19 protein-coding genes and 1 pseudogene are annotated in these 22,890 nt (G+C 60.1%); 11 read left to right on the top strand and 9 right to left on the bottom strand.

Annotation, left to right across the window (positions count from 1 at the left end):
- The gene (locus ISN39_RS09210; protein ID WP_074068453.1) at positions 1-468 is read right to left on the bottom strand and encodes a MarR family transcriptional regulator; all 468 of its coding nucleotides are present in this window, start codon (positions 466-468) and stop codon (positions 1-3) included.
- A 45-nt stretch (positions 469-513) separates the two neighbouring features.
- Between ISN39_RS09210 and ISN39_RS09205 the strand changes: the two genes are divergently transcribed.
- Positions 514-1,467 carry an alpha/beta hydrolase gene (locus ISN39_RS09205; protein ID WP_194729843.1) on the top strand — a complete coding sequence of 318 codons (954 nt, stop codon included), beginning with the start codon at positions 514-516 and terminating at the stop codon, positions 1,465-1,467.
- A 50-nt stretch (positions 1,468-1,517) separates the two neighbouring features.
- Positions 1,518-2,129 (top strand): pyridoxamine 5'-phosphate oxidase family protein, encoded by a 612-nt coding sequence (locus ISN39_RS09200; RefSeq protein WP_194729842.1) that lies wholly within the window; start codon positions 1,518-1,520, stop codon positions 2,127-2,129.
- Positions 2,130-2,153: 24 nt separating this feature from the next.
- Here the strand turns inward: ISN39_RS09200 and ISN39_RS09195 are convergent, their stop codons facing one another.
- Positions 2,154-3,221: a GGDEF domain-containing protein gene (locus ISN39_RS09195; RefSeq protein ID WP_194729841.1), complete on the bottom strand. Its 1,068-nt coding sequence runs from the start codon at positions 3,219-3,221 to the stop codon at positions 2,154-2,156.
- A gap of 348 nt (positions 3,222-3,569) precedes the next feature.
- Between ISN39_RS09195 and ISN39_RS09190 the strand changes: the two genes are divergently transcribed.
- Positions 3,570-3,794 (top strand): hypothetical protein, encoded by a 225-nt coding sequence (locus ISN39_RS09190; RefSeq protein WP_194729840.1) that lies wholly within the window; start codon positions 3,570-3,572, stop codon positions 3,792-3,794.
- 6 nt (positions 3,795-3,800) lie between these two features.
- Here ISN39_RS09190 and ISN39_RS09185 read toward each other — a convergent pair whose 3' ends face one another.
- Positions 3,801-5,408: a fumarate hydratase gene (locus ISN39_RS09185; RefSeq protein ID WP_194729839.1), complete on the bottom strand. Its 1,608-nt coding sequence runs from the start codon at positions 5,406-5,408 to the stop codon at positions 3,801-3,803.
- A 245-nt stretch (positions 5,409-5,653) separates the two neighbouring features.
- On the opposite strand from ISN39_RS09185, the gene ISN39_RS09180 reads away from it, so the two are divergent.
- Positions 5,654-5,854: a hypothetical protein gene (locus tag ISN39_RS09180; RefSeq protein WP_194729838.1), complete on the top strand. Its 201-nt coding sequence runs from the start codon at positions 5,654-5,656 to the stop codon at positions 5,852-5,854.
- A gap of 309 nt (positions 5,855-6,163) precedes the next feature.
- Here the strand turns inward: ISN39_RS09180 and fumC are convergent, their stop codons facing one another.
- On the bottom strand, positions 6,164-7,555 hold the full coding sequence (gene fumC, locus ISN39_RS09175; protein WP_194729837.1) for a class II fumarate hydratase: 1,392 nt from the start codon (positions 7,553-7,555) through the stop codon (positions 6,164-6,166).
- Positions 7,556-7,962: 407 nt separating this feature from the next.
- Between fumC and ISN39_RS09170 the strand changes: the two genes are divergently transcribed.
- Positions 7,963-9,825 carry a murein L,D-transpeptidase gene (locus ISN39_RS09170; protein ID WP_194729836.1) on the top strand — a complete coding sequence of 621 codons (1,863 nt, stop codon included), beginning with the start codon at positions 7,963-7,965 and terminating at the stop codon, positions 9,823-9,825.
- Positions 9,826-10,522: 697 nt separating this feature from the next.
- On the opposite strand, the gene ISN39_RS09165 is transcribed toward ISN39_RS09170, so the two are convergent.
- On the bottom strand, positions 10,523-11,281 hold the full coding sequence (locus ISN39_RS09165; protein ID WP_194729835.1) for an HAD family hydrolase: 759 nt from the start codon (positions 11,279-11,281) through the stop codon (positions 10,523-10,525).
- 143 nt (positions 11,282-11,424) lie between these two features.
- On the opposite strand from ISN39_RS09165, the gene rpiA reads away from it, so the two are divergent.
- The 3 genes from rpiA to gor all read left to right on the top strand — a co-directional run bounded on the left by rpiA (position 11,425) and on the right by gor (position 14,219).
- Positions 11,425-12,123, top strand: coding sequence for a ribose-5-phosphate isomerase RpiA (rpiA, locus tag ISN39_RS09160; RefSeq protein WP_194729834.1), 699 nt, complete (start codon positions 11,425-11,427; stop codon positions 12,121-12,123).
- A 17-nt stretch (positions 12,124-12,140) separates the two neighbouring features.
- The gene (locus ISN39_RS09155; RefSeq protein ID WP_194729833.1) at positions 12,141-12,722 is read left to right on the top strand and encodes a DUF2059 domain-containing protein; all 582 of its coding nucleotides are present in this window, start codon (positions 12,141-12,143) and stop codon (positions 12,720-12,722) included.
- Positions 12,723-12,833: 111 nt separating this feature from the next.
- Entirely contained in the window at positions 12,834-14,219 is a 1,386-nt protein-coding gene (gene gor / locus ISN39_RS09150) for a glutathione-disulfide reductase (protein WP_194729832.1), read from the top strand.
- 28 nt (positions 14,220-14,247) lie between these two features.
- Here gor and ISN39_RS09145 read toward each other — a convergent pair whose 3' ends face one another.
- Positions 14,248-15,576, bottom strand: coding sequence for a pilus assembly protein TadG-related protein (locus tag ISN39_RS09145; RefSeq protein ID WP_194729831.1), 1,329 nt, complete (start codon positions 15,574-15,576; stop codon positions 14,248-14,250).
- Between the two features lie 306 nt (positions 15,577-15,882).
- On the opposite strand from ISN39_RS09145, the gene ISN39_RS09140 reads away from it, so the two are divergent.
- Positions 15,883-17,256 carry a 3-deoxy-7-phosphoheptulonate synthase class II gene (locus ISN39_RS09140; protein WP_194729830.1) on the top strand — a complete coding sequence of 458 codons (1,374 nt, stop codon included), beginning with the start codon at positions 15,883-15,885 and terminating at the stop codon, positions 17,254-17,256.
- Between the two features lie 192 nt (positions 17,257-17,448).
- Positions 17,449-17,844 carry a GFA family protein gene (locus tag ISN39_RS09135; protein WP_194729829.1) on the top strand — a complete coding sequence of 132 codons (396 nt, stop codon included), beginning with the start codon at positions 17,449-17,451 and terminating at the stop codon, positions 17,842-17,844.
- Here the strand turns inward: ISN39_RS09135 and ISN39_RS09130 are convergent.
- From ISN39_RS09130 to ISN39_RS09115, 3 genes and pseudogenes are all read right to left on the bottom strand, one after another.
- A complete protein-coding gene (locus tag ISN39_RS09130; protein ID WP_194729828.1) occupies positions 17,841-18,374 on the bottom strand; it encodes a DUF1003 domain-containing protein in 534 nt (177 codons plus the stop codon). The two genes, ISN39_RS09135 and ISN39_RS09130, sit on opposite strands and share 4 nt — an antisense overlap.
- Positions 18,375-18,455: 81 nt before the next feature.
- Positions 18,456-18,838: pseudogene (locus tag ISN39_RS09125) on the bottom strand (type II toxin-antitoxin system VapC family toxin).
- A gap of 239 nt (positions 18,839-19,077) precedes the next feature.
- A complete protein-coding gene (locus tag ISN39_RS09115) occupies positions 19,078-21,012 on the bottom strand; it encodes an LTA synthase family protein (protein WP_246763312.1) in 1,935 nt (644 codons plus the stop codon).
- A gap of 179 nt (positions 21,013-21,191) precedes the next feature.
- Here ISN39_RS09115 and ISN39_RS09110 point away from each other — a divergent pair, with 179 nt between their 5' ends.
- Positions 21,192-22,871, top strand: coding sequence for an NAD+ synthase (locus ISN39_RS09110; RefSeq protein ID WP_194730136.1), 1,680 nt, complete (start codon positions 21,192-21,194; stop codon positions 22,869-22,871).
- The last annotated feature ends 19 nt before the right edge of the window (positions 22,872-22,890 follow it).

Genomic DNA, 22,890 nt, shown 5'->3' with positions numbered 1-22,890 from the left:
TCAATCCTCGTCGCGCAGATCCTGCTGCAGCACGCCGATGATGCGTTCCATCGAGTTTGCCATGGCCATGCACTGCTCGATCGGCTCGGGGGACAGCACCCGCTCGATCAGGTCGGTCTGGATCACCATGGCGCGCTCGGTGACGCTGCGGCCCTCGGGTGTCAGGTAGAGCCGCAGCACACGCTTGTCCTTGTCGTCGCCGCGGCGCTTAATCAGGCCGCGTTTTTCCATCTGTGGCAGCAGCATGCTCATATTGGAGCGGCCGACGAGGAGCTTGCGGGCAAGCTCCTGCTGCGAGATGCCCTCGAAGCGATAAAGATTGATCAGAATATCGAGATGCGGGGTCTTGATATCGAGCTCTGCCAGCGAGCGGCCCAAGGATTGCTGCATCAACTGGCAGGCGCGGGCGACGGCGATCCAGCTGCGAAAACGCGGATGATCCCAAGGAAGGGATTGATTTTTGTTCATCGTTGTACTTTATTGTTCAGTGTTGAACATTATTGGATTCCCACTATGCCAAACTTTGCACTGAAGGTCACCCGCCTCGGATTTTCGCTGTTGCAGGCGGTTTCACCGCTTCTTGCGGGCAAGACGGCATTCCGGCTGTTCTGCCTGACGCCGTCCGCAAAACCAAAGGGCGCCAAGGCCAGAGCGGCACATGCGGCCGGCCGGGTTTTCCTGCAATCGGCGGAGCGAATCGAGTTTCGCCTTGCGGGTGGGCGGCGGGCGCATGCCTACCGGATCAACGGCGGTGCTGCCGGCAGGCGGCAGCGTTACCTTGTGACGCACGGCTGGGGATCGAGCATGGAATACATGACCGATCTGATCGGTGCGCTTGCCGCAAGCGGCGCGGAGGTGATCGGCGTCGATTTTCCGGGCCACGGGCGCGCAGGCGGACGCTTCCTGCATATGGGGCTTGCTGTAGAGACGATCGCCGCAGCCGAGGCGCGGTTTGGGCCATTCGACGCGACAGTCGGCCATTCCTTCGGCGGCGCGGCCCTGATGGTTTCGGCCGCCGGCCTGCTACCTGAAATCGAAGCGCTGTCGGCCGGAAAGATCGTCACGATCGGCTCGCCGAGCGAGATGAAATGGCTGTTTGCCGGCTTCGGCAGGATGGTCGGCCTCGAAAGGGCGGCACAGGCGGCGCTTGAGGGTGAGGTGCATCGGCTGACCGGCCGGAGACTGGAGGATTTCGATGCGGGGGAGGCTGCTGCAACAATGGCGCGCCCGATGCTGGTGATCCACGCCGAAGACGACAAGGAAGTCAGCGCTAATCATGCGCGGCGCTACGCCGCCTCGGGCAGGAGCGTGCGCCTCTTCTGGGCCAACGGCTTCGGCCACCGGCGGATCGTCAGCGCCGAGCCGGTGCTTGCGGAGATCCAGCGTTTCCTTGCCGATGATCCCATCAAAAATGATGCTGAGATCATTCCGCTTTTTGAGCTTCCGGGTAAACGGGCGTCATTTTAGCGTCATTTCTGGCGGCTAGTGGGCGGTCTTTGAAACGTGGCAGGACGATCATGAAAGTCATCAGGACGGTTGAGGAACTCGGCAAAATCTATGCGGGAGGCCTGACGCAGGCGTCCGTTGCCAAGGTGACCAGGGTGCTGACGCCGCTCTACCGCCAGATGATCGAAGCTTCGCCCTTCATGGCGCTGGCGACCGTCGGGCCGGAAGGGCTCGACTGCTCGCCGCGCGGCGACATCGGCGGTGTCGTGCGGGTGATCGACGAAAAGACGCTGCATCTGCCCGACTGGCGCGGCAACAACCGCATTGATTCGCTTTCAAATATCGTGCGCGATCCGCGCCTTGCGCTCATGTTCCTGGTGCCGGGTTCGAACACGACGATGCGCATCAACGGCCGCGGGGTGGTGTCGAACGACGAGGCGCTGCTCGAAAGTTTCGAGATGGATGGTAAGCATCCGCGCACCATCGTGGTGATCACCATCGACGACGTCTATTTCCAGTGCGCCCGCGCGCTTATACGAGCGCAGCTTTGGAACCCGGAGAACTTTGCCGATCCGGCGAAGCTACCGACGCCCGGCCTGATGCTCACGGCGGCGGCGGAAGATTTCGATCACGAAACCTACGACCGGGAGTGGGCGGGCCGTGCGGCAAAGACGATGTGGTAGGCAGCCGTCACCGAATGGTGACTGTTACGACTTGTAGATCAGCCAGCTCTTGCTGAAGTCTTTCTGCATACCATCCTGATAGAGGATGCAGCAGTTGCGCCCGGCATTCTTTGCTCCGTAGAGAGCGATGTCGGTCTTGTGGTAAAGCTCGCCCGGATCATCGGCGTTCGATGCCATGCAGACACCCATGGAGACGGTCACGGGGCCATAATTCACGCGAGTGCGGGAATTCTTGAAGGGAGTCGCCTCGAGCGTGCGGCGGATGCGCTCCGCCATGCTCATCACTTCCTCCGGCGTATTGCCGTCGACGATCAGCGCGAACTCCTCACCACCGGTGCGGGCGACGAAGATATCGCGGCGGACATTGGCGCGGATGACGGAGGCGACGGTCGCGAGGATCTTGTCGCCGACCGGATGGCCGTAAGTGTCGTTGATCTTCTTGAAATTGTCGATATCGGCAAGTACCAGCGCGGTGATGGGCTTCAGTGCCGGATTGTCGAAGACGGCGGCGAGGCGATCGTCGAAGGCCCGGCGGTTGGAAAGGCGCGTCAGCGAGTCGGTATTGGCTATGCGCTTGTATTCATCGAGTTCCTTGCGGACCCGGTCCATCTCCTGCGAGCGCTGGGCGACGTTCTCGACAGTCCTTTCGCCATGCGCCATCGTATCGCCGGTCGCCTCGGTGAGAATAGTGATGGCGTTTTCGATGAGTTCGACGCTGGCGGCACTCTTGGAATTGATGCGCTTGTAGGTTTCGCCGAGCAGCTGGTTGTAGCTTTCGAGCGAGGTCTGCTCCTGGCGCAGGACGCGCAGGAGCCCTTCGAGCTCGGCGGCGATGCGCGTGTGGGCGTCGTCGAAGACACGGGCGGGCGAATGGGTGAAGTGCTGTGCGCCGAGCGCGTCGAGTTCTACCTGGGTTGCCTGACTGCCAAGGGCAGCAAGGTCGCGCGTCAAGGCGGGGTTGGAGCCGATATAGGCCTCATAGAAGAGCTCGTAATTGCGCGGGATTGGCGCGACCCCCATCGAGCGCATGGCATAGGTGATCTGACCTGCCACGTCGGGAACCTGCGCCTTTGGCGCTGCAGCCGCAGTCATTCGGCATACTCCTCAATGAGATTTCGAAGGCAATCTTCTATTGACTAGCTTAAATTCGTTGGGAAAGGATTAAAGGCATATATACTAAAGATTAGATGTGAGTATTCTGGTCCCCCCGGCGATGAAATACTAGGCAATGGAAATCAGGCGAGAACCTGAGTCTTCCTCACATTTTGGCGCATTTTTGCCGCGAAAAACCCCCAAAATATGCGGGCTTCCGACGATTGTTTTTAAGCGTCTTCGATTTGTTGACAGTTGGTGTCGAAAATGTGCCCTTTTGTAAACGGTGGACGAGGCGCACATTCCTTCTCAATGGACCTAGAGCGGTCCTGCAGAAGGCATGAGATTATGGAAACCTCTCGTCATACGTTACCGGTCATTCTTACGGCCGCCATTGTCGCCGGCTCGGCATTATTGCTGCAGGACAGCGGCTTCTTCGACGGCGCGTTGCGCACCGATATCCTCGCCAGCGTAAGGGCGGAAGAATCGCTGGGCGCTGCCGATTTTCAGGCTTTGAATAGCCTGGCCAGCACCCAGCAGATCGATCCGCGCAAGACCGCCGTGGTTCATTGATGGCACTCAGCCGAGATTGAGCTCCTGGAAGAAGTCGTTGCCTTTGTCGTCGATGACGATGAAGGCCGGGAAATCCACGACCTCGATCCTCCAGACGGCCTCCATGCCGAGTTCCGGATATTCCAGGACGTCGACCTTCTTGATGCAATCCTGCGCCAGGCGGGCGGCCGGACCGCCGATCGAGCCAAGATAGAAGCCGCCATGCGCCTTGCAGGCTTCGCGCACGGCGCGGGAACGGTTGCCCTTGGCAAGCATCACCATCGAGCCGCCGAAAGACTGGAACTGGTCGACATAGCTGTCCATGCGGCCGGCGGTGGTCGGGCCGAAGGAGCCCGAGGCGTAGCCGGCTGGCGTCTTTGCCGGACCGGCATAATAAACCGGGTGGTTCTTCATGTAGTCCGGCATGCCTTCACCCTTTTCGAGGCGTTCGCGGATTTTCGCATGGGCAAGGTCGCGCGCAACGATGATCGTTCCCGTCAGCGACAGGCGTGTCTTGACCGGATGCCTGGTCAATTCGGCAAGGATGTTGGCCATCGACTGGTTGAGGTCGATGCGGACCATCGATTCCGACAGCTTCGTCTCGTCGATCTCCGGCATATATTTGGACGGATCGGTTTCCAGCTGTTCGACGAAAATGCCCTCGCGGGTGATCTTGCCCTTGGCCTGACGATCGGCGGAACAGGAGACGCCGAGGCCGATCGGCAGCGATGCGCCGTGGCGGGGCAGGCGGATGACGCGCACATCGTGACAGAAATATTTGCCGCCGAACTGGGCGCCGACGCCCATTTGCTGCGTCAGCTTGTGGATTTCCCTTTCCATCTCGACATCGCGGAAGGCGTGGCCGCTCTCGGAGCCTTCCGTCGGCAGGCCGTCGAGGTAACGTGTCGAGGCGAGCTTGACGGTCTTGAGGTTCATTTCGGCCGAGGTGCCGCCGATGACGATCGCCAGATGGTAGGGGGGGCAGGCTGCCGTCCCTAGCGTCAGGATCTTTTCCTTGAGGAAGTCGATCATGCGGTCATGCGTCAGAAGCGACGGCGTGCCCTGATAGAGGAAGGTCTTGTTGGCCGAACCGCCGCCCTTGGCGACGAAGAGGAAATCGTAGGAATCGGTGCCTTCCTCATAAATGTCGATCTGGGCAGGCAGGTTGTTCTTGGTGTTTTTCTCCTCGAACATCTTGAGAGGCGCGAGTTGCGAATAGCGCAGGTTCTTCTTCTCGTAGGCGTCCATCACGCCCTCTGCGAGCGCTGTGTAATCGCCGCCTTCGGTCCACACCCGGCGGCCCTTCTTGCCCATGATGATCGCAGTACCGGTGTCCTGGCACATGGGGAGGATGCCGCTTGCGGCGATATTGGCGTTCTTCAGAAGGTCGTAGGCGACGAAACGGTCGTTTTCGGTTGCTTCCGGATCGTCGAGGATGGCGGCAAGCTGCTTCAGGTGGCCGGGCCGCAGCAGATGGTTGATGTCGGCAAAGGCAGTTTCGGCAAGCAGCCGCATGCCCTCGGGTTCTACCGTCAGGATCTCTTGTCCCCTGAAGCTGTCGACAGAGACGTGGTCGCTGCTGATCTTGCGGTAAGGGGTGGTGTCCTTGCCGAGCGGGAAGAGATCGTCAGCCATCGAAGTGACCTTTCTTGAGATTGGCATCGCACAGTTTGGAACCGATCTAAATCGGGCGAACGGCAAATGCAATCGTCAAGCAGGCATCGTTGCCCCATCGAATGACGACCACAGCGGCATGATTATTCGGCGTTCATGCATGATCAGCTGTGATTATACGGGCTTTAAACCGGACTTCAGCGAGCACAGATATCAGTAAGCGGGTCGGGCAGAACGCCGAACAGGCCGAGCAAAGAGATACGACGATGCAAAGGTCTCAGCATCATCATTTTTTGTCGTTAGCGATGGCTCTCATCATCGTCAGCAGCGCTGCAATCGCCTTCAGCAAAGGCAGCGGTTATCTGACCGGCGCCTTCCACACTGAAATCCTTGCAAGGCTTAATCCTGCCGAGGTTTTCTATGCCGGTTCCTTGAAGCGGCCGGAGCTTCCGGCAGCACGTCAGTAGAAACCCGCCCGGCCCGCAGCCGGGCGAATCCTGTCAGATCAGATTAGAACGCACGCTGCAGGCGGAAGAAGCCCTGCACGAAGTCGATGTCGTCGGCGGCTTCGTGATCACGGCTGACCTAGGTGGCGGTCAGCTTCGTCGAAAGGTTGTCGACGATCTGGTAATCGAGCGTAACACCGATCACGAGGCGAAAGGCTCGCGATCGAGCTCTGCGAGCCTTTTTTGTTTTCGGTCAGCCGGTTTCAGGGCGACCGCCCATCAGCTTTCGCCTGCCGGACAGGTTTGGGAGGCGGACGAGATCGCGCCAGTTTATTTCGGGCCGATCATCTGCTCGGGGCGGACGATCTCCTCGTACTGTTCAGAGGTGACGAGCCCGCTTGCGAGTGCTTCTTCCTTCAACGTCGTGCCGTTCTTGTGCGCCGTCTTGGCGATCTTGGCGGCGTTGTCGTAGCCGATCGTCGGGGCAAGCGCGGTGACGAGCATCAGCGAACGCTCCAGGCCGGCCTTGATATTGTCTTCGCGGGCCTCGATGCCGACGACACAATTGTCAGTGAAGGAAATAGCCGCATCGCCGAGAAGCTGGACGGACTGCAGGAAATTATAGGCCATCATCGGGTTATAGACGTTGAGCTCGAAATGGCCCTGGCTGCCTGCGAAGGTGAGGGCGGCGTGATTGCCGAAGACGTGGGCGCAGACCTGCGTCAGAGCCTCGCACTGCGTCGGGTTGACCTTGCCTGGCATGATCGACGAGCCCGGTTCGTTTTCCGGCAGCGACAGCTCGCCGAGGCCGGCACGTGGGCCGGAGCCGAGCAAGCGGATGTCGTTGGCGATCTTGAAGAGGGCGGCTGCTGCGGCATTGATGGCGCCGTGGCTGAAAACCATGCTGTCATGCGAGGCAAGCGCCTCGAACTTGTTTGGCGCGGTGACAAACGGCATCTCGGAAATCTTCGCGATCTCCTCCGCCACCTTTTCCGCAAAGCCGGCCGGCGCGTTCAGCCCCGTGCCGACGGCGGTGCCGCCCTGCGCCAGTTCGCAAAGGCCGGGAAGCGTCATCTCGATGCGCTTGATGGCGGAGCCGACCTGTGCCGCATAGCCGGAGAATTCCTGCCCGAGCGTCAGCGGCGTCGCGTCTTGGGTATGCGTGCGGCCGATTTTGATGATGTGGTTGAACTCGACGACCTTCATGTCGAGGGCCGCATGCAGGTGCTTCAGGGCCGGTAGCAGGTGGTGGGCGATCTGCTCGGCGCAGGCGATGTGCATGGCCGTCGGGTATGTATCGTTCGAAGACTGGCTCATGTTGACGTGGTCGTTCGGATGCACCGGTTTCTTGGACCCCATGACGCCGCCGAGCATTTCGATCGCCCGATTGGAGATCACCTCGTTGGCGTTCATGTTCGACTGCGTGCCCGAACCTGTCTGCCAGACGACGAGCGGGAAATGCTCGTTGAGCTTGCCGTCGATGACTTCTTGAGCGGCGTCGACGATCGCCTTGCCGATTGCCTGATCGAGCTGGCCGAGTTCCATGTTCACCCTGGCGGCTGCCTGCTTGACGATGCCGAGGGCGCGCACGATCGACAGCGGCTGCTTTTCCCAACCGATCTTGAAATTGCCGAGCGAGCGCTGCGCCTGGGCGCCCCAATATCGGTCGCCCGCCACGTCGATCGGGCCAAAGGTATCTGTTTCGGTACGGGTCGAGGTCATAGCCATGCCTTCCTGTCGCGTGCGCCGAAGCGCGTTCGTTTCAGGTCGGTCTTATAGGTCCGAACGGACCTCAAGAAAACCGGGCCGGAGACGAAATATGAGAGCATTATTCATGTTTTAGGTGTTCTTCGTGGTTTTTAGGACACGCTTGAAACTTTATGCCCGGAGGGCGCGTTTGACCACTGTGGCAATCGCGCGAAATTCGGTAAAAAATTAACTAATAATTTCATAATTTTGTGTGAACTGCTTGCCGGCGGCACGCTTTGACGGCGTCACACAAGTCGTGCCGGTGCTTCTGGCGCTCGGAGCCGGTTTCTGCCAATGGACCGGGAAAGCCAGACTATATGAATTTTGAAATGGGCTTTGCCCATGCCAAGGACAGCGTGATACTGGGACTGGAAAAAAGCATGACATCGTTTTTCAAGGGTGCGGTCTCCGCACTGGCACTTTCCTGCGGATTTGCGGCGATGGCCGCGCCGGCGCATGCTTATACGCTGATGGACATGATCCGCGGCCACCGCGAGCGGACCCCGATCATCAATCCCGCCAATCCAGGCGAGTTCGGCGAAATGCCGGCCATGCCGCTACCGAAGGTCAGCGGTCCGCGCTACTATACCTACAAGCCGGACGCGATGCGCTTCGTCAATATCGCCAAGTTTGCCGAGCCGACGGTGACGGGCGCGATCGCGTCTGCGTCCGGTGAAGCGGCCATGGCGCCGGTCGTCGTCGAACGCCAGTTCCTCGCCGAAGCGAAGGTTCGCGCCGACGTAAATGTCGCAAAGGCTCTCGAAGCCTATTACGGCAGCTCCAAGAACCCCTTTGTCTGGCTGACCGGCGCAGAGATCAACGATCGTGCCAAGGCGGCGATGAGTTTCCTTTCCGGTGTCGGTTCCGTCGGCCTCGACCCGGCCGACTACGCCGTCGACCTGCCGGCCGTCGACCCGGCCAATCCGGATCCGGCCGCCCGCGACCGCGCTCTTACGCAGTTCGAGCTGCAGCTTTCCTCGAAGGTGCTCGCCTATGTCCAGGATACGGTGCGCGGACGCATCGATCCGAACAAGATTTCGGGCTACCACGATTTCAGGCGCAAGCAGGTCAACCTCGGTCCGGTTCTGAAGCTTGCACGCATGAGCCCGGATATCGGCGCCTATCTGACTAGCCGCACGCCCGACGGCCCGCAATTCGCAGCACTCAAGGAGGAACTCGCCAAGCTCAGGGCCGAGACGGCTGGCGACGAGCCCATCACGATCTCGCTCGATCGGCTGCTGCGCCCGGGCGACAGCTCGCCGGAAGTCGCCAATATCGTCAAGGCCATCGGCAAGCACGGCTCGGAAGCGCTGAAGGCGCAGCATGCGGCAACGCTCGCCGCCTATAGCGGCGGCTTCGTCTACTCGCCCGAGCTGGTTTCGCTGGTCGAGGGTTTCCAGAAGGAACACAATCTGAAGCCGGACGGCGTAATCGGCCAGGCGACCGTCCGCATCATGATCGGCGGCGACAGCAACGCTTCGAAGATCGAGAAGCTCACCGTCGCGATGGAGGAGGCGCGCTGGCTGCCGGAAGATCTCGGCTCGCGCTACGTCTTCATCAACCAGCCGGCCTTTATGGTTTACTACCACAACGACAACAAGGAACAGTTGTCGATGCGCGTCGTGGTCGGCCAGAAGTCCAACCAGACCTATTTCTTCCAGGACGAGATCGAGACCGTCGAGTTCAATCCGTTCTGGGGCGTTCCGCAGTCGATCATCATCAACGAGATGCTGCCGAAGCTGCGCGCCGACCCGAATTATCTCGACCGCCTCGGCTATGAAGTGGCGATCAACGGCCATGCGGTTCCGTCTTCCAGTGTCGATTGGTACGGTTCGACCTCCAATGTCTCCGTGCGCCAACCGCCGAGCGGCGACAATGCCTTGGGCGAATTGAAGATACTGTTCCCGAACAGCCATGCGATCTACATGCACGACACGCCGTCGAAGAGCTTCTTCAAGCGCGACATGCGGGCGCTGAGCCATGGCTGCGTGCGTCTTGCCGATCCGCGCGCGATGGCTGCGGCCGTGCTCAACACGAGCGTCGCCGATGTGGCAAGGCAGATCGCTGCTGGCGAGAACAAGGCGGTCTCGGTTCCGCAGAAAATTCCGGTCTACGTGTCCTACTTCACGGCATGGCCGAACAAGGAGGGCGTCGTGGAATATTTCGACGATGTCTATGGCCGCGATGCTTATGTCGAGAAGGCATTCGAGGCGACGACGAAGGCGCGGGACGCTCAGATCTGATTGTTTTCGATCCGAAATGGGGGCGGCGGTCTTCGGGATCGCCGCCAGCGCAAATGCTAGTGCCGGATCCGAGAGCAGGGCTGCGGTGATTCCGAAGCGGAGGATGAGGACGCGGGGCTTTTGGCCTGTTGCCTTCCTGAATCTTGGCGCAATGCTTACGGGCGGATCAGCCAGCGCATGTAAGATGCAAGCCGCCATCGACCTTCACGATGTTGAATTCGCCGACGTAGTGATTATCGGCAGAATTTCCAGCTACGAGGTCGTTCTTGATCCAGTCGTGCGAGAGCGGCACCAAAAGACGCTAGCCCGTTTTCCCGATATGCGGAAGACCCTTGGGGATATCACTGGTTTCTTGACTGACTATGCGCGTTTCGACGTTTTGGTCGACGAAGTATTGCGCGGCGCGGCGCCGGAAAACCTAACCGTGACTTGGGATAATTCTACATTTTCCGAACCCAAGGATATGCCACCTGGCCCATTCCTCATTGCGTTGCGTGAACCTTTCTCGCCATTGCCACCGACATCGCGGTCCAAGCGCCACTATACTGGCCGACCCGGCTCCGGGTCGTTGACCGTCCTGCAAGCAACGTGTCAAAGGCATTCATATTTGAGAGCGCGAGCGAGAGGAAGTTCGAATAATTCGCCATATATTGGAGCCGCGGTCCAAATGAGTTTGCCGCGCGCTTGATCGGGAATTTCAGCGAGAAGCAGCCACCGCGTTCGACCGCGCAAAATTGCGGATGACGGTTTCGACGAGTTCGGGCGTCAGTTCGTCATAATGCAGGATGATCCGGTCCGGGCGCAGCGTTTCGACCGGCACGTCGGAATAGCCGAAGGGGACGGCGATCGATGGAACGTTGGCGTTTCTAGCGACGGCGATGTCGTTGAGGCTGTCGCCGATCATGATGCTGCGTGCCAGTATGCCGCCGGCGCGTTCGATCGTGCCGGTCAGGTGCTGCGCATCGGGTTTGCGGACCGGAAAGGTGTCGCCGCCGGTGATGGCGTCGAAATAACCGGTGAGGTGGAGTTTTCGCAGAAGCGTCAGCGTCAGCGATTCCAGCTTGTTGGTGCAGACGGCGAGCTTGTATCCCTTGATTTTTAAAGTATCCATGGCAGCGATCAGGCCGGGATATGGCTGTGTATGACCGGGCATCGTATCGGTGTAATGGGCGATGAAGCGTTCCAGCAGCGGCGGCAGCTCGGTTTCCGAAAGCGGGTGGCCGCGCAGCGTGCAGGCGCGCTCGATCATCACCTTGGCACCGTGGCCCACGAGATGGGTCAGATCGGCATAAGTCACGGGCGCGAGATCGAGCGCGGCGATCGTGAGATTCAGGCTCTCGACGAGATCGGCGTGGGTATCGAGCAGCGTGCCGTCGAGATCGAATACGACAAGAGCAGGGGTCAAGGAAATTGCCTCTTCATGAAATCCGGTCTTCCCGGAGTAGGTGATGGGCATTGAAAAAGCAACGCCAAGACTATGGCCGTAACGCCGCAGCGCGATGCTTTCGCATTTCGGTTTCCTGCTATTATTTTGGCTTTCGTTTGCCATACGAGCCGTGTAAACAGCACATCCAACGAAACAACCGGAGTAGGCGGCGCATGGACGCCCGCGAAATGAAGATCAAGGCCGCCGAGGCGGCTCTTACCCACGTCGAGAGCGGAATGCGCCTCGGGATCGGGACGGGAAGTACGGCAGAGGAGTTCGTTCGCCTGCTAGCGGAGAAGGTTGCCGGTGGCTTCAGGGTCGAGGGTGTTCCGACGTCGGAGCGCACGGCGCGGCTTTGCGTCGAGCTCGGCGTACCGCTGAAATCTCTCGATGAACTCCCGGAACTCGACCTGACGGTCGACGGCGCCGACGAAATCGATGCGAGCCTGCGCCTGGTCAAGGGCGGCGGCGGGGCGTTGCTGCGCGAAAAGATCGTCGCGGCGGCTTCAGACCGCGTGATCGTGATTGCCGACGAGAGCAAGCTGGTCGAGACGCTCGGCCGGTTTCCGCTGCCGATCGAAGTCAATCCATTCGGTCTCGTTTCCACACGGATCGCGATCGAAAGGAAGGCTGCCAGGCTCGGTCTGACCGGCAGCCTGACACTTCGCCAATCCGGTGACGGAGAATTTACCACGGACGGCGGCCACTACATCATCGACGCATCTTTTGGCCGCATTCCTGATGCAGACGCGCTTTCGAGCGAGCTGAATTCGATACCCGGCGTCGTTGAGCACGGGCTTTTTCTCAATATGGCGTCACTTGCGATCATCGCGGGTCCAGCGGGTGCGCGCACGCTGCAGGCGAACAGATAACAGGAGCACAGAAACTCATGAAGAAATTTGCAGGTCTTGGCCGTTTTGCCGCCGCGACGGTTATTCTCTCCGGCATCGCTTTCGGCTCAGCTGCGCAGGCGCAGGAAATTTCAGACGAGCAGTTGAAGGCCGCGCGTGCAGCCGTTGCCGCCATCGGCGCAACGGCGCAGTTCGACAATATCCTGCCCGGCCTCGCCGAACGCCTGAAGGCCGGCCTCATTCAGGATTCGCCGAACTACGAAGACGTGATCAGCGCCACGGTCGACGCGCAGGCTCTGGCGCTCGCACCGCGCCGCTCCGATCTCGAGAAGGAAGCGGCAGCGAACTATGCGAAGGCATTCACGGTCGAAGAGCTGAAGGCCATCGCCGACTTCTACAACTCGCCGGTCGGCAAGAAGCTTCTGAAGGACGGCCCCATCGCTTCGCGGGAAACAAACAGGGCAGCCGATATCTGGGCGCAGGGCATTGCCCGCGATCTCCAGAAGAATGCCAATACGGAACTCAGCAAGGTCATCAAGGTAGAGCCTGTGCCGGAAACTCCGCCGGCTGGCGACAAGCCGGCAGGTGCGCCTGCTCCTGCTCCTGATGCAAAGCCCTGACACGGCTGATGTGATCGCAAGAGCCCGGCATCGTCCGGGCTTTTGTTTTTGCAGGCACAGATACTATATCCGTCGAACCATTCCTGCCGATTCCTAACGGAGCACCCGTCCATGTCTTCCTATGATTACGACCTCTTCGTCATCGGCGGCGGTTCGGGGGGCGTGAGAAGCGCGCGCGTTGCCGCGTCGCTCGGCAAGAAGGTCGCGATTGCAGAGGAATACCGCTACGGCGGCACCTGCGTCATCCGCGGCTGCGTGCCCAAGAAGTTGTTCGTCTATGCGTCGCAATATCAGGAGCATTTCGAGGATGCCGCCGGCTTCGGCTGGACGGTCGGGGAAAGCTCTTTCGACTGGAAGAAGCTGATCGCTGCCAAGGACGCCGAAATCGCGCGGCTGGAGGGGCTCTATAAGAAGGGGCTTTCCGGCGCGAATGCGGAAATCCTCGAGACGCGCGCCGAGCTTGTCGATGCGCATACGATCCGGCTGGTGAAGACCGGTGAGACCGTGACGGCTAAGACCATCGTCATTGCGACCGGCGGCCGGCCGAACCCGCATGCGGCCCTTCCGGGGCACGAGCTTTGCATGTCCTCCAACGAGGCGTTCCATCTCGAAGACCTGCCGAAGGCGATCGTGATTGCGGGCGGCGGCTATATTGCGGTGGAATTTGCCAATATCTTCCATGGACTGGGCGTCGAGACGACGCTGGTCTACCGCGGGGCGGAAATCCTCTCGCGCTTCGACCAGGATCTGCGCCGCGGCCTGCATGAGGCAATGGTTGCCAAGGGTATCCGCATCCTGTGCCGCGACACCCTGGAAATGGTGTCGAAGGGCGAGCAAGGGCTTGCCGTCGAGACCTTGAATAATGGCACGCTGAATGCCGGCGCCGTGTTGCTCGCGCTCGGACGCGATCCGAATACCGACGGGCTTGGGCTTGAGGCGGCAGGTGTGAAAACGAACGAGCGCGGCGCGATCGTCGTCGACGAATATTCGCGGACGAGCGCCGACAACATCTACGCGCTCGGCGATGTCACCGACAGGGTACAGCTCACGCCGGTCGCGATCCACGAGGCGATGTGCTTCATCGAGACGGAATACAAGAACAATCCGACGAAGCCGGATCACGAGCAGATCGCAACAGCTGTCTTCTCCCAGCCCGAGATCGGCACGGTCGGCCTTTCGGAAGAGGAGGCGGCGAAACGCTACAGGGAGCTCGAGGTCTACCGGGCGCAGTTCCGGCCGCTCAAGGCGACGCTTTCCGGCCGTTCCGAAAAGATGCTGATGAAGCTGATCGTCGATGCAGAAAGCCGCAAGGTCGTCGGCGCCCATATCCTCGGGCACGACGCCGGCGAGATGGCGCAGATTCTCGGGATCACGCTGAAGGCGGGGTGCACCAAGGAGGATTTCGACCGCACCATGGCAGTGCACCCGACGGCGGCGGAAGAGCTCGTGACGATGTATGTGCCGAGCTATCGAATTCGGGATGGGGAGCGGGTTTGAGGCAGAGCCAATTGGCGGACTGCGGCTCTCAGCCGGTCAGCCGTGGCCTATGAATGACCTTCAAGAAGAGGGCATTCATGGCGTCCGAAATGCCCTCCGTCGGCGTCACTTCGAAATAGAGGCCCGGGGAGGCGCATTCCTTCATCTTCTGCGGAATTTCGGACTGGAAAGGCGCGATCCAATCTCTATAGAAACTATTTTCGGGAAGCGGCAGATATGTCGTATATAGGATGGCGATCTTGACATTCTTGTCCTTGAGCTTTTGGCAGTAGCTCGTGTCGATCGGCTCCATGCAACGTTTGCCGCCATTGAGCCGCTTTGTGCAGGTAGTTGGCTTAATGCTATCTCCGACGCCATCGGCAACGAAGAACAGGATTTTCTCGCGATCCGTCTTGGTCATTCCGCTGCCGCCCGTGGGGATCTTCTTTTCGATTGAAGTTAGCACGTTGTCATAGCTTGTCTGGTTGTTGGGCGTGTTGTGGCTCGGAATGCTCATCAGCGTGATGTTCTTCGTCGCTTCACCAACTGCGGTGAGATCGTCAGTCAATTCCGAAACGGTGTAGAGATTGGCGTCAGATGACTTTTTGCCAAACGTGTAGGCGGCCATCTGATACTGTGCCGGAGCCACCTGCGATTTCTTGGCCGTCGTCATGAGAGCCTCGGTCGCCTTGGCGACGACGTCGATGCGGATGGTCGCGCCGATGCTGCGGGCGAGATAGAAATAGCTTTCCTTATCCTCAACGCCGCTCTCCGAAACGATATGGCAGGCGAAGGCGCAATCCTTGTCCTTGCCCTCCTTGTTGCCATTCTTGGTCGCATTTCTCAGAAGTGCGACATCCTCTGGCGTCGCTCCGACGCCCATGGAGGGCGTGTTGTCGAGCAGGATGTAGAAATCCATGAACGAAGCGGTCTGATATTCCGCGGTCGCCGTGCCTGAAATTGCAATGCTGTTCTTGCCAAGAATCTGCATGAATGCAGTCGGGACGGTGGCACTGAAGGTGACAGTCGAGTTCAGCTTGTTGGTCGTCTTCGCGACATCGATGTCGAGGTCGACGGGGATGTCCGAAAGTTCTCCGGACATCTGGGCGAAGAAGAGCTTTTGTGCATCGGCCTTGCCGAGCGAAATGCTGCCGTCGCCTTTCATCGCCATGGCCGCGGTCACGGCATCCGATTTTTCCGAGACCGAACCGACGGCCGCTGCGTCCGCTGCTGCATAGAGCTGGGTCCTGAGGCTGAGCGCGTGGGCAAAATCGACTGCCATGCCCGCCGCGCCGAGGACCGGCACGGCCAGCAATGCTGTCATTATTCCAAAGTTTCCCGAACGGTCAGCCGAAAAACGGCGCGCCAGCTTCTTCATACCATTCCCCAGGATCGGGCCGATCATCGGCGAAGACAAAGCGCGCCCGTCATGGCGTGCAGTTTCAGATTCGGGTTTGACACAGATAGCTGAATTACCCCCCAAAATTCATGGTATATTTAGCGTAAATCGGAGGGCGGGATTGAAGGCGCATCAGAGGCTTCCCTTATAAGCGCGGCAGGCTTAGCGACCCGCTCAGAACGTGTCGAACGGCGCTAGGCAAGCGGATGCTAAAGGTTTATAAGCCGCCGTTATTGTGGACGACAGGCGCCGGGCAGTGATCCCGGCGAGACAAAGGTGACTAAAATGGCAGAGACTTGGACCCCGAGCAGTTGGAGGCAAAAGCCGATCCAGCAGGTCCCGGATTATCCGGACCAGGCCGCTTTGGCGGCAACGGAAGCCCAGCTCGCTAGCTATCCGCCGCTCGTCTTTGCGGGCGAGGCGCGCCGTTTGAAGAAGCATCTCGCCAATGTCTCCGAAGGCAACGGTTTTCTGCTGCAGGGCGGGGACTGCGCCGAGAGCTTCGCCGAGCATGGCGCCGACACGATCCGCGACTTCTTCCGCGCCTTCCTGCAGATGGCCGTCGTGCTGACGTTCGGCGCACAACTGCCGGTCGTCAAGGTGGGCCGTATTGCCGGCCAGTTCGCCAAGCCGCGCTCTTCGGGCATCGAATCGCAGAACGGCGTCTCGCTGCCGAGCTACCGTGGCGATATCATCAACGGCATCGAATTCACCGAGGAAGCGCGCAATCCGAATCCGGAACGCCAGGCCATGGCTTACCGCCAGTCGGCCGCGACGCTGAACCTTCTGCGCGCCTTCGCAATGGGCGGTTATGCCAATCTCGAGAATGTGCACCAGTGGATGCTCGGCTTCGTCAAGGACAGCCCGCAGGGCGAGCGCTACCGCAAACTTGCCGACCGGATCAGCGAAACCATGGACTTCATGAAGGCGATCGGCATCACGTCCGAGAACCATCCGAGCCTGCGCGAGACGGACTTCTTCACCAGCCACGAGGCGCTGCTGCTCGGCTACGAAGAAGCGCTGACGCGCGTCGATTCTACTTCCGGCGACTGGTACGCGACCTCTGGCCACATGATCTGGATTGGCGACCGCACGCGCCAGGCCGATCACGCGCATGTCGAATACTGCCGCGGCATCAAGAACCCGATCGGCCTGAAGTGCGGTCCGTCTCTGCAGGCGGACGATCTCTTGAGCCTTATCGACATCCTGAACCCGGCAAACGAAGCCGGCCGCCTGACGCTGATCTGCCGTTTCGGTCACGAAAAAGTCGCCGACCACCTGCCGCGCCTCATCCGTGCGGTCGAGCGCGAAGGCCGCAAGGTCGTCTGGTCCTGCGATCCGATGCACGGCAATACGATCACGCTCAACAACTACAAGACGCGTCCGTTCGAACGCATCCTGTCGGAAGTTGAAAGCTTCTTCCAGATCCACCGCGCCGAAGGCACCCATCCGGGCGGCATTCATATCGAGATGACCGGCAAGGACGTGACGGAATGCACGGGCGGCGCCCGCGCTGTTTCCGCCGAGGATCTGCAGGACCGTTATCACACGCATTGCGATCCGCGCCTCAATGCCGACCAGGCGCTCGAGCTTGCCTTCCTGCTCGCCGAGCGCATGAAGGGTGGCCGCGACGAGAAGCGCATGGCCGTCAACGGCTGATCTACCCGAAAGACTGAAATCGAGAGCCCGGCCCAGCGCCGGGCTTTCTTTATTGAACGTGCACAGATTGCTGGTCGTGGCATTTCAAGAATCTCGGCATCAAAATTTCTGACGCTCTGCTTCAAGGAATTGGATTTGACGCAGCCCCAGGCAAGCGGCCAATCTCGCAGTCCATCGAGAACGGGGGTCCGAATGACGAAGGAATCTACGGGCGGCTGCGCCTGCGGGGCGGTGAGGTTTACGAGCAAGAGCAAGCCCGGTCCGGTCGTCGCATGTCATTGCTCGCAGTGCCGACGGCAGACGGGGCTCTACTACGCGTCTTGCGACGTCTCCCGGGATAGCCTGACGATCGAGGGCAAGAGCTCGATCCGCTGGTACCGGTCGAGCGAGACGGCTGAGCGCGGCTTCTGCGCAAACTGCGGCTCGGCGCTCTTCTGGCAGAGGAAGGGATCGCCAGAAGTATCCGTGATGGCCGGCGCCTTCAACCTGCCGAGCGGGCTTTCCTTCGGGTATCATATCTACTGTGCCGACAAGGGCGATTTCTATGAGATCAACGATGGCGCGCCGCAATACGCCAAAGGTGTTTAAACCCCTTTCGCGGCCAGCGAAGCGTTCAGGCGTCCGACCTCTTCGCGCAGTGCAGCGAGTTCGGTCACGACGTGAATGTCGATTTTCTGGTGCAGCGACAGGACCTCGAGCTCGGCCTTGAGATTTACTTCATAATCCTTGGCTGCTTCGAAGCGGTCGCGCTCGGCCTGCCGGTTCTGCGACATCATGATGATCGGCGCCTGGATTGCGGCAAGCATGGAGAGGATCAGGTTCAGGAAGACGAAGGGGTAGGGGTCGAAGGCGCGCGTCGCGAGGACAATCGTGTTGATTACCGCCCAGATCGCGAGGAAAGCGAGGAAGGCGATGATGAAGGACCAGGAGCCGCCGACCCTTGCGATACCGTCAGCGACGCGCGCTCCGAAACTCGCCTCGGCGGCAAAGGCTTCGTTGACGTCGGTCGAGATGACCTTGCGTTCGTGTGTCCTCCTGAGGACGCGTTTTTCGATGTCGCCGAGTTCCTCGGTCGGCCTGTCGAAATGCAGGTGAACGAAATTCGAGATACTATGCATGACTGGCTCCGATATTTGGCACCACGGGTGGAAGATCTGCTTCGTCAGCGATGGTGCGCTCAGCTTGCGCCTTTGCCACCATCACCGAATCCTCCAGGGATTGATAACATCAAGGCCAATTCCGTCGAAGTCGGTCATGTTGCGGGTTGCAAGTGACGCCACACGTGAGATGGCAATGGCTGCGATCTGGTCGTCGAATTGGCTGATCGGTCGGCCGGTTTGCGACGGTTCGTGGCAATGGTCGCACAGACATCTGATGCGCCCCGATCGAAGGGCAGGACACGCCCGCCGATATCTTCGCGCAAAATCGGCAGGATAGCGGCCTCGAGCTCCTGGCGGCGGCGCTCCTCGGCAAGAATGCGCAGCCCGTAAAGGATTTCGGCTTCCGTAACCGCCGTCGTGAATACCGATGAAGAGTGCTGCCTCACGAGCCAGTCAACGATGTCCACATTCGGTGACCGCATCAGCAGTTCCGAAATGACATTGGTATCGTTGTCGAAATCCGGTAGGTCGCGGATCGTTTCGCGCGGTGGAATGTCAAGCTCCGACACCACCAACGGGGCAGCACGCGTCTGCGAATGGCCTCGGAGAGGTTGCGTGCTGACGGTTGACGACGGCCAGCGCCGTGCGGAGGATGTCACGGGCTTCGTCTTGCATGGAGCGGCCATGCGTGGCGGCGCGTATCCGCAGCCGCTGACTGCCCTCAATGGCCCTGGTAGCCCTCGGCAAACAGGTCGTGCTTTGGGAAAAAGCGCTCTAGCGTCCGCGCCTTGCCGAACATGATGTCGTGCTGCAGGTAGCCGTAATCACGCACAAGAGGATCGAGCTTTTTCCGGTCGCGCACCCAGTCCGGCGTCGCCTTGTTGTTGCGCGCCGCCAGTTGGTAACGGTCGATGATGTCGTATTTCTTCTGCACGCGGCCGAGGAAGCCGGTGTAGAAGGGATGCTCGAAACCGGCGAACTTGAGGAGGTTGTAGGAGATCAGCGACGGGCTGATCGTGCCGACGTTCTCCTTCACGCCTTTCTTGTTCGACCAGATGACCAGCGGCGTTTCACGCTCGCGCTTCATCACGTCGAGCGGCGCCCTGCGGGTCGCGACCTGGTCCGCCATGTAGCCGGCGCTCATATAGACGTTGCCGAGCGGCGGCAGGTGATCGCCCCAGAGTACGATGATCGTTTCGCGCTCACGCTTCGAGGCCCAATCCATCAGCATCTTGAGACTGTCGTCAGCTTCCTTCACGCCCTGCGTATAGGTCGCAAGCGTCGCACGGTCGGCCTCCGGAATGTTGCCGCGGATGCCGATCGTGTTGCGTGCATAGCGATACGGCTCGTAGGGACCATGTCCCTGCAAGGTGACAGCGAAGAAGAAGAACGGCTTATCGAGGCCGTCGCCCTCGCGCATGATCTCCTTCATCAGGGAATCGTCGGAGGCAAAGATGCCGCGCTTTTCCATCGGCGGCATCGTTTCTTCGGTCCGGAATTCCTCGAAACCGAAATCCTTGTAGACCTGGTTTCGGTTCCAGAACCAGCCGCTGAAGGGGTGCAGGGCGCGGGCGATATAGCCTTCGCCGCGGAAGAAGGTGGCAAGCGAGGGCACGTCGCTGCGGACATATTGCTGGTAAGGAATGCTGCCATAAGGCAGGAAGGCATTCGAGAAGCCGGTCAGTGCCTCGAATTCGACATTGGCGGTCATGCCGCCGAATTCCGGCGAGAAGACGTAGCCGGACTGCGCGGCGCGGACGTTCGGCATCGGATCGGCGCTGAATGAGAGGTTTTTCAACCTCATCGGATCCCAAAAGGACTCGCTCATCAGCATGATGATGTCCGGCTTTTCTTCCGGGCCGGTTAGATAGCCGTAGTTGCGCGAGGGGATCGCGTCGAGCGCATCGGCGTTGAGACCGGCGGGCGCTGCGACATCGGCCATCGGGATGTTGAAGAGGAAGGCCAGTATGAAGCCGTTGCTGCGGTAGTTCTCCTTCTGGTCCCACATCATCGGTACCACCTGCAGGCGGTCGCGAATGTAGGAATATTGCGAATAGTCCATGAGCGACGCGAAGGCCGTTAGCACCGGCAACCCGAGGCAGAGGTGGCGCAGGCGCGCCTGGCGAGAGAGTTTCGGGAAGTTCTGCCAGGCATAACGCCATGCGAAAACGATGCCTGCGGTGGAAAGCACGATGCCGACGAGAAGTGCTGTGGCGGTCCACGGGCTGTCTCGCACCATGACCGGCAGCAGCTCCATGATCTGACGGGTAAAGAGTACGTCGGACGGATAGAAGGGGTCGGAGAGAAAGTGCTGCTTCTGATTGGAGACAAAGGCCGGGATCAGGAAAAGCGGGATCAATACCAATGCCGATTGGTAGCGCCGTCCAAATACGGCATCGAGGGTCAACATCACGATCGTCAGCATGGCGACGGTCGTCATGCCGGGCCTAACCGTCGATGTCAGGAACTCGCCGACATCGGTCAACGTGCCGCGCGCAATCCACTCGACGGTGATAACGCTGAGGAAAGCGAGAGAAAACGAAAATACGATGCCGATTGCCGCGCGCGCTGCCGGAGACTGAACACTCGACCCGAAACCGGCGGAAAGCGGTGCTGCTTTTCTGGCCGGTACGGACTTCATTATCAACGCAATCAACGGCATACTCCGACGTCATAAAATCTTCACCGAAGTGTCACATGCCTGTCATGAACGCTAGATGAACCTTTCGGTTTCCCGGCTTTTCCCTATGGTTTGAGTTTTTCGCCCGGCAGACCCCGCGGCTTTTCATGGCGCGGGCAATTGAAGCGGCGGGCGGCCCGCGCTAAATGGATGACATGACACAGGAAAACGCTCCTTTGAATACGCTCCAGATTGCCGTTGCCCAGTTGAACCCGACAGTCGGCGATGTCGCCGGAAACCTCGCCAAAGCTCGTGAGGCACGCGCCGATGCGGCCCGCCAAGGCGCGGATCTGCTGCTTCTGACGGAGCTTTTCATTTCCGGTTATCCGCCGGAAGACCTCGTGCTGAAACCGGCCTTTCTGAGGGCCTGCCTGAAGGCGGTCGAGGACCTCGCGGCCGATACCGCAGACGGCGGCCCCGGCGTCATCGTCGGCTTCCCGCGGCAGGGAAAGACGGGGCGGCATAACTCGGTTGCAGTTCTCGACGGCGGCCAGATCCTGGTGCTGCGTGACAAGATCGACCTGCCGAACTACGGCGAGTTCGACGAGAAGCGCGTCTTTTCCGAAGGATCGATGCCGGGGCCGGTGAATTTCCGCGGCGTGCGGATCGGCGTGCCGATCTGCGAAGAGATCTGGAACGATCTCGGCGTCTGCGAGACACTCGCCGAAAGTGGCGCCGAAATCCTGCTGGTGCCGAACGGTTCACCCTATTATCGCGGCAAGGTCGACGTGCGCCATCAGGTGGCGCTCAAGCAGGTGATCGAAACCGGCCTGCCGCTAATCTTCGCCAATCAGCTCGGCGGGCAGGACGAACTCGTCTTCGACGGTGCGAGCTTCGCCTTCAATGGCGACAAATCGCTGGCCTTCCAGATGAGCCAGTTCGAAACCGCGCTGGCGGTGACGACCTGGAAGCGCGGCGAAAACGGCTGGCGCTGTAGCGAAGGCCCGATGTCACGTATTCCCGAGCCCGACGAGGCCGACTATCGCGCCTGCCTGGTCGGTTTCCGCGATTATGTGAATAAGAACGGCTTCAAGAATGTCGTCCTCGGCCTCTCCGGCGGCATCGACTCGGCGATCTGCGCGGCGATCGCCGTCGATGCGCTCGGCGAGGAGCGCGTCCGAACGGTGATGCTGCCATATCGCTACACGTCAACCGATTCGCTGAAGGATGCGGCCGACTGCGCCAAGGCGCTCGGATGCCGCTACGACATCGTGCCGATCGAGGAGCCGGTGAAGGGCTTCACCTCAGCGCTCTCGCCGCTGTTCGAAGGAACCGATAGCGGCATTACCGAGGAGAACTTGCAGAGCCGGGCGCGCGGCACGATCCTGATGGCGATTTCCAACAAGTTCGGTTCCATGGTGGTCACGACCGGCAACAAGTCGGAAATGTCGGTTGGATATGCGACGCTCTACGGCGACATGAACGGCGGCTTCAATCCGATCAAAGACCTCTACAAAATGCAGGTCTATGCGCTGTCGCGCTGGCGCAATGGTCATGTGCCGCCGGACGCGCTGGGGCCGTCCGGCGAGGTGATCCCGCAGAACATCATCGACAAGGCGCCGTCCGCCGAGCTTCGCCCGGACCAGACGGACCAGGATTCGCTACCGCCTTATCCGGTGCTCGACGACATCCTCGAATGCCTCATCGAGAAGGAGATGGCGGTCGAGGAGATCCTCGCGCGTGGGCATGATGTGGCGACCGTCCACCGCGTCGAGCATCTGCTCTATCTCGCCGAATACAAGCGCCGGCAGTCGGCTCCGGGCGTGAAGATCACCAAGAAGAACTTTGGGCGCGATCGCCGCTACCCGATCACCAACCGGTTCCGCGACCGGTAACCCAAAATCCTGGAGGATG

The organism is Rhizobium sp. 007 (genome assembly GCF_015353075.1).
Lineage (GTDB): Bacteria > Pseudomonadota > Alphaproteobacteria > Rhizobiales > Rhizobiaceae > Rhizobium.
The sequence above is the reverse complement of the archived record's forward strand: the minus strand, read 5'-3'. Positions and strand labels throughout refer to the sequence as shown.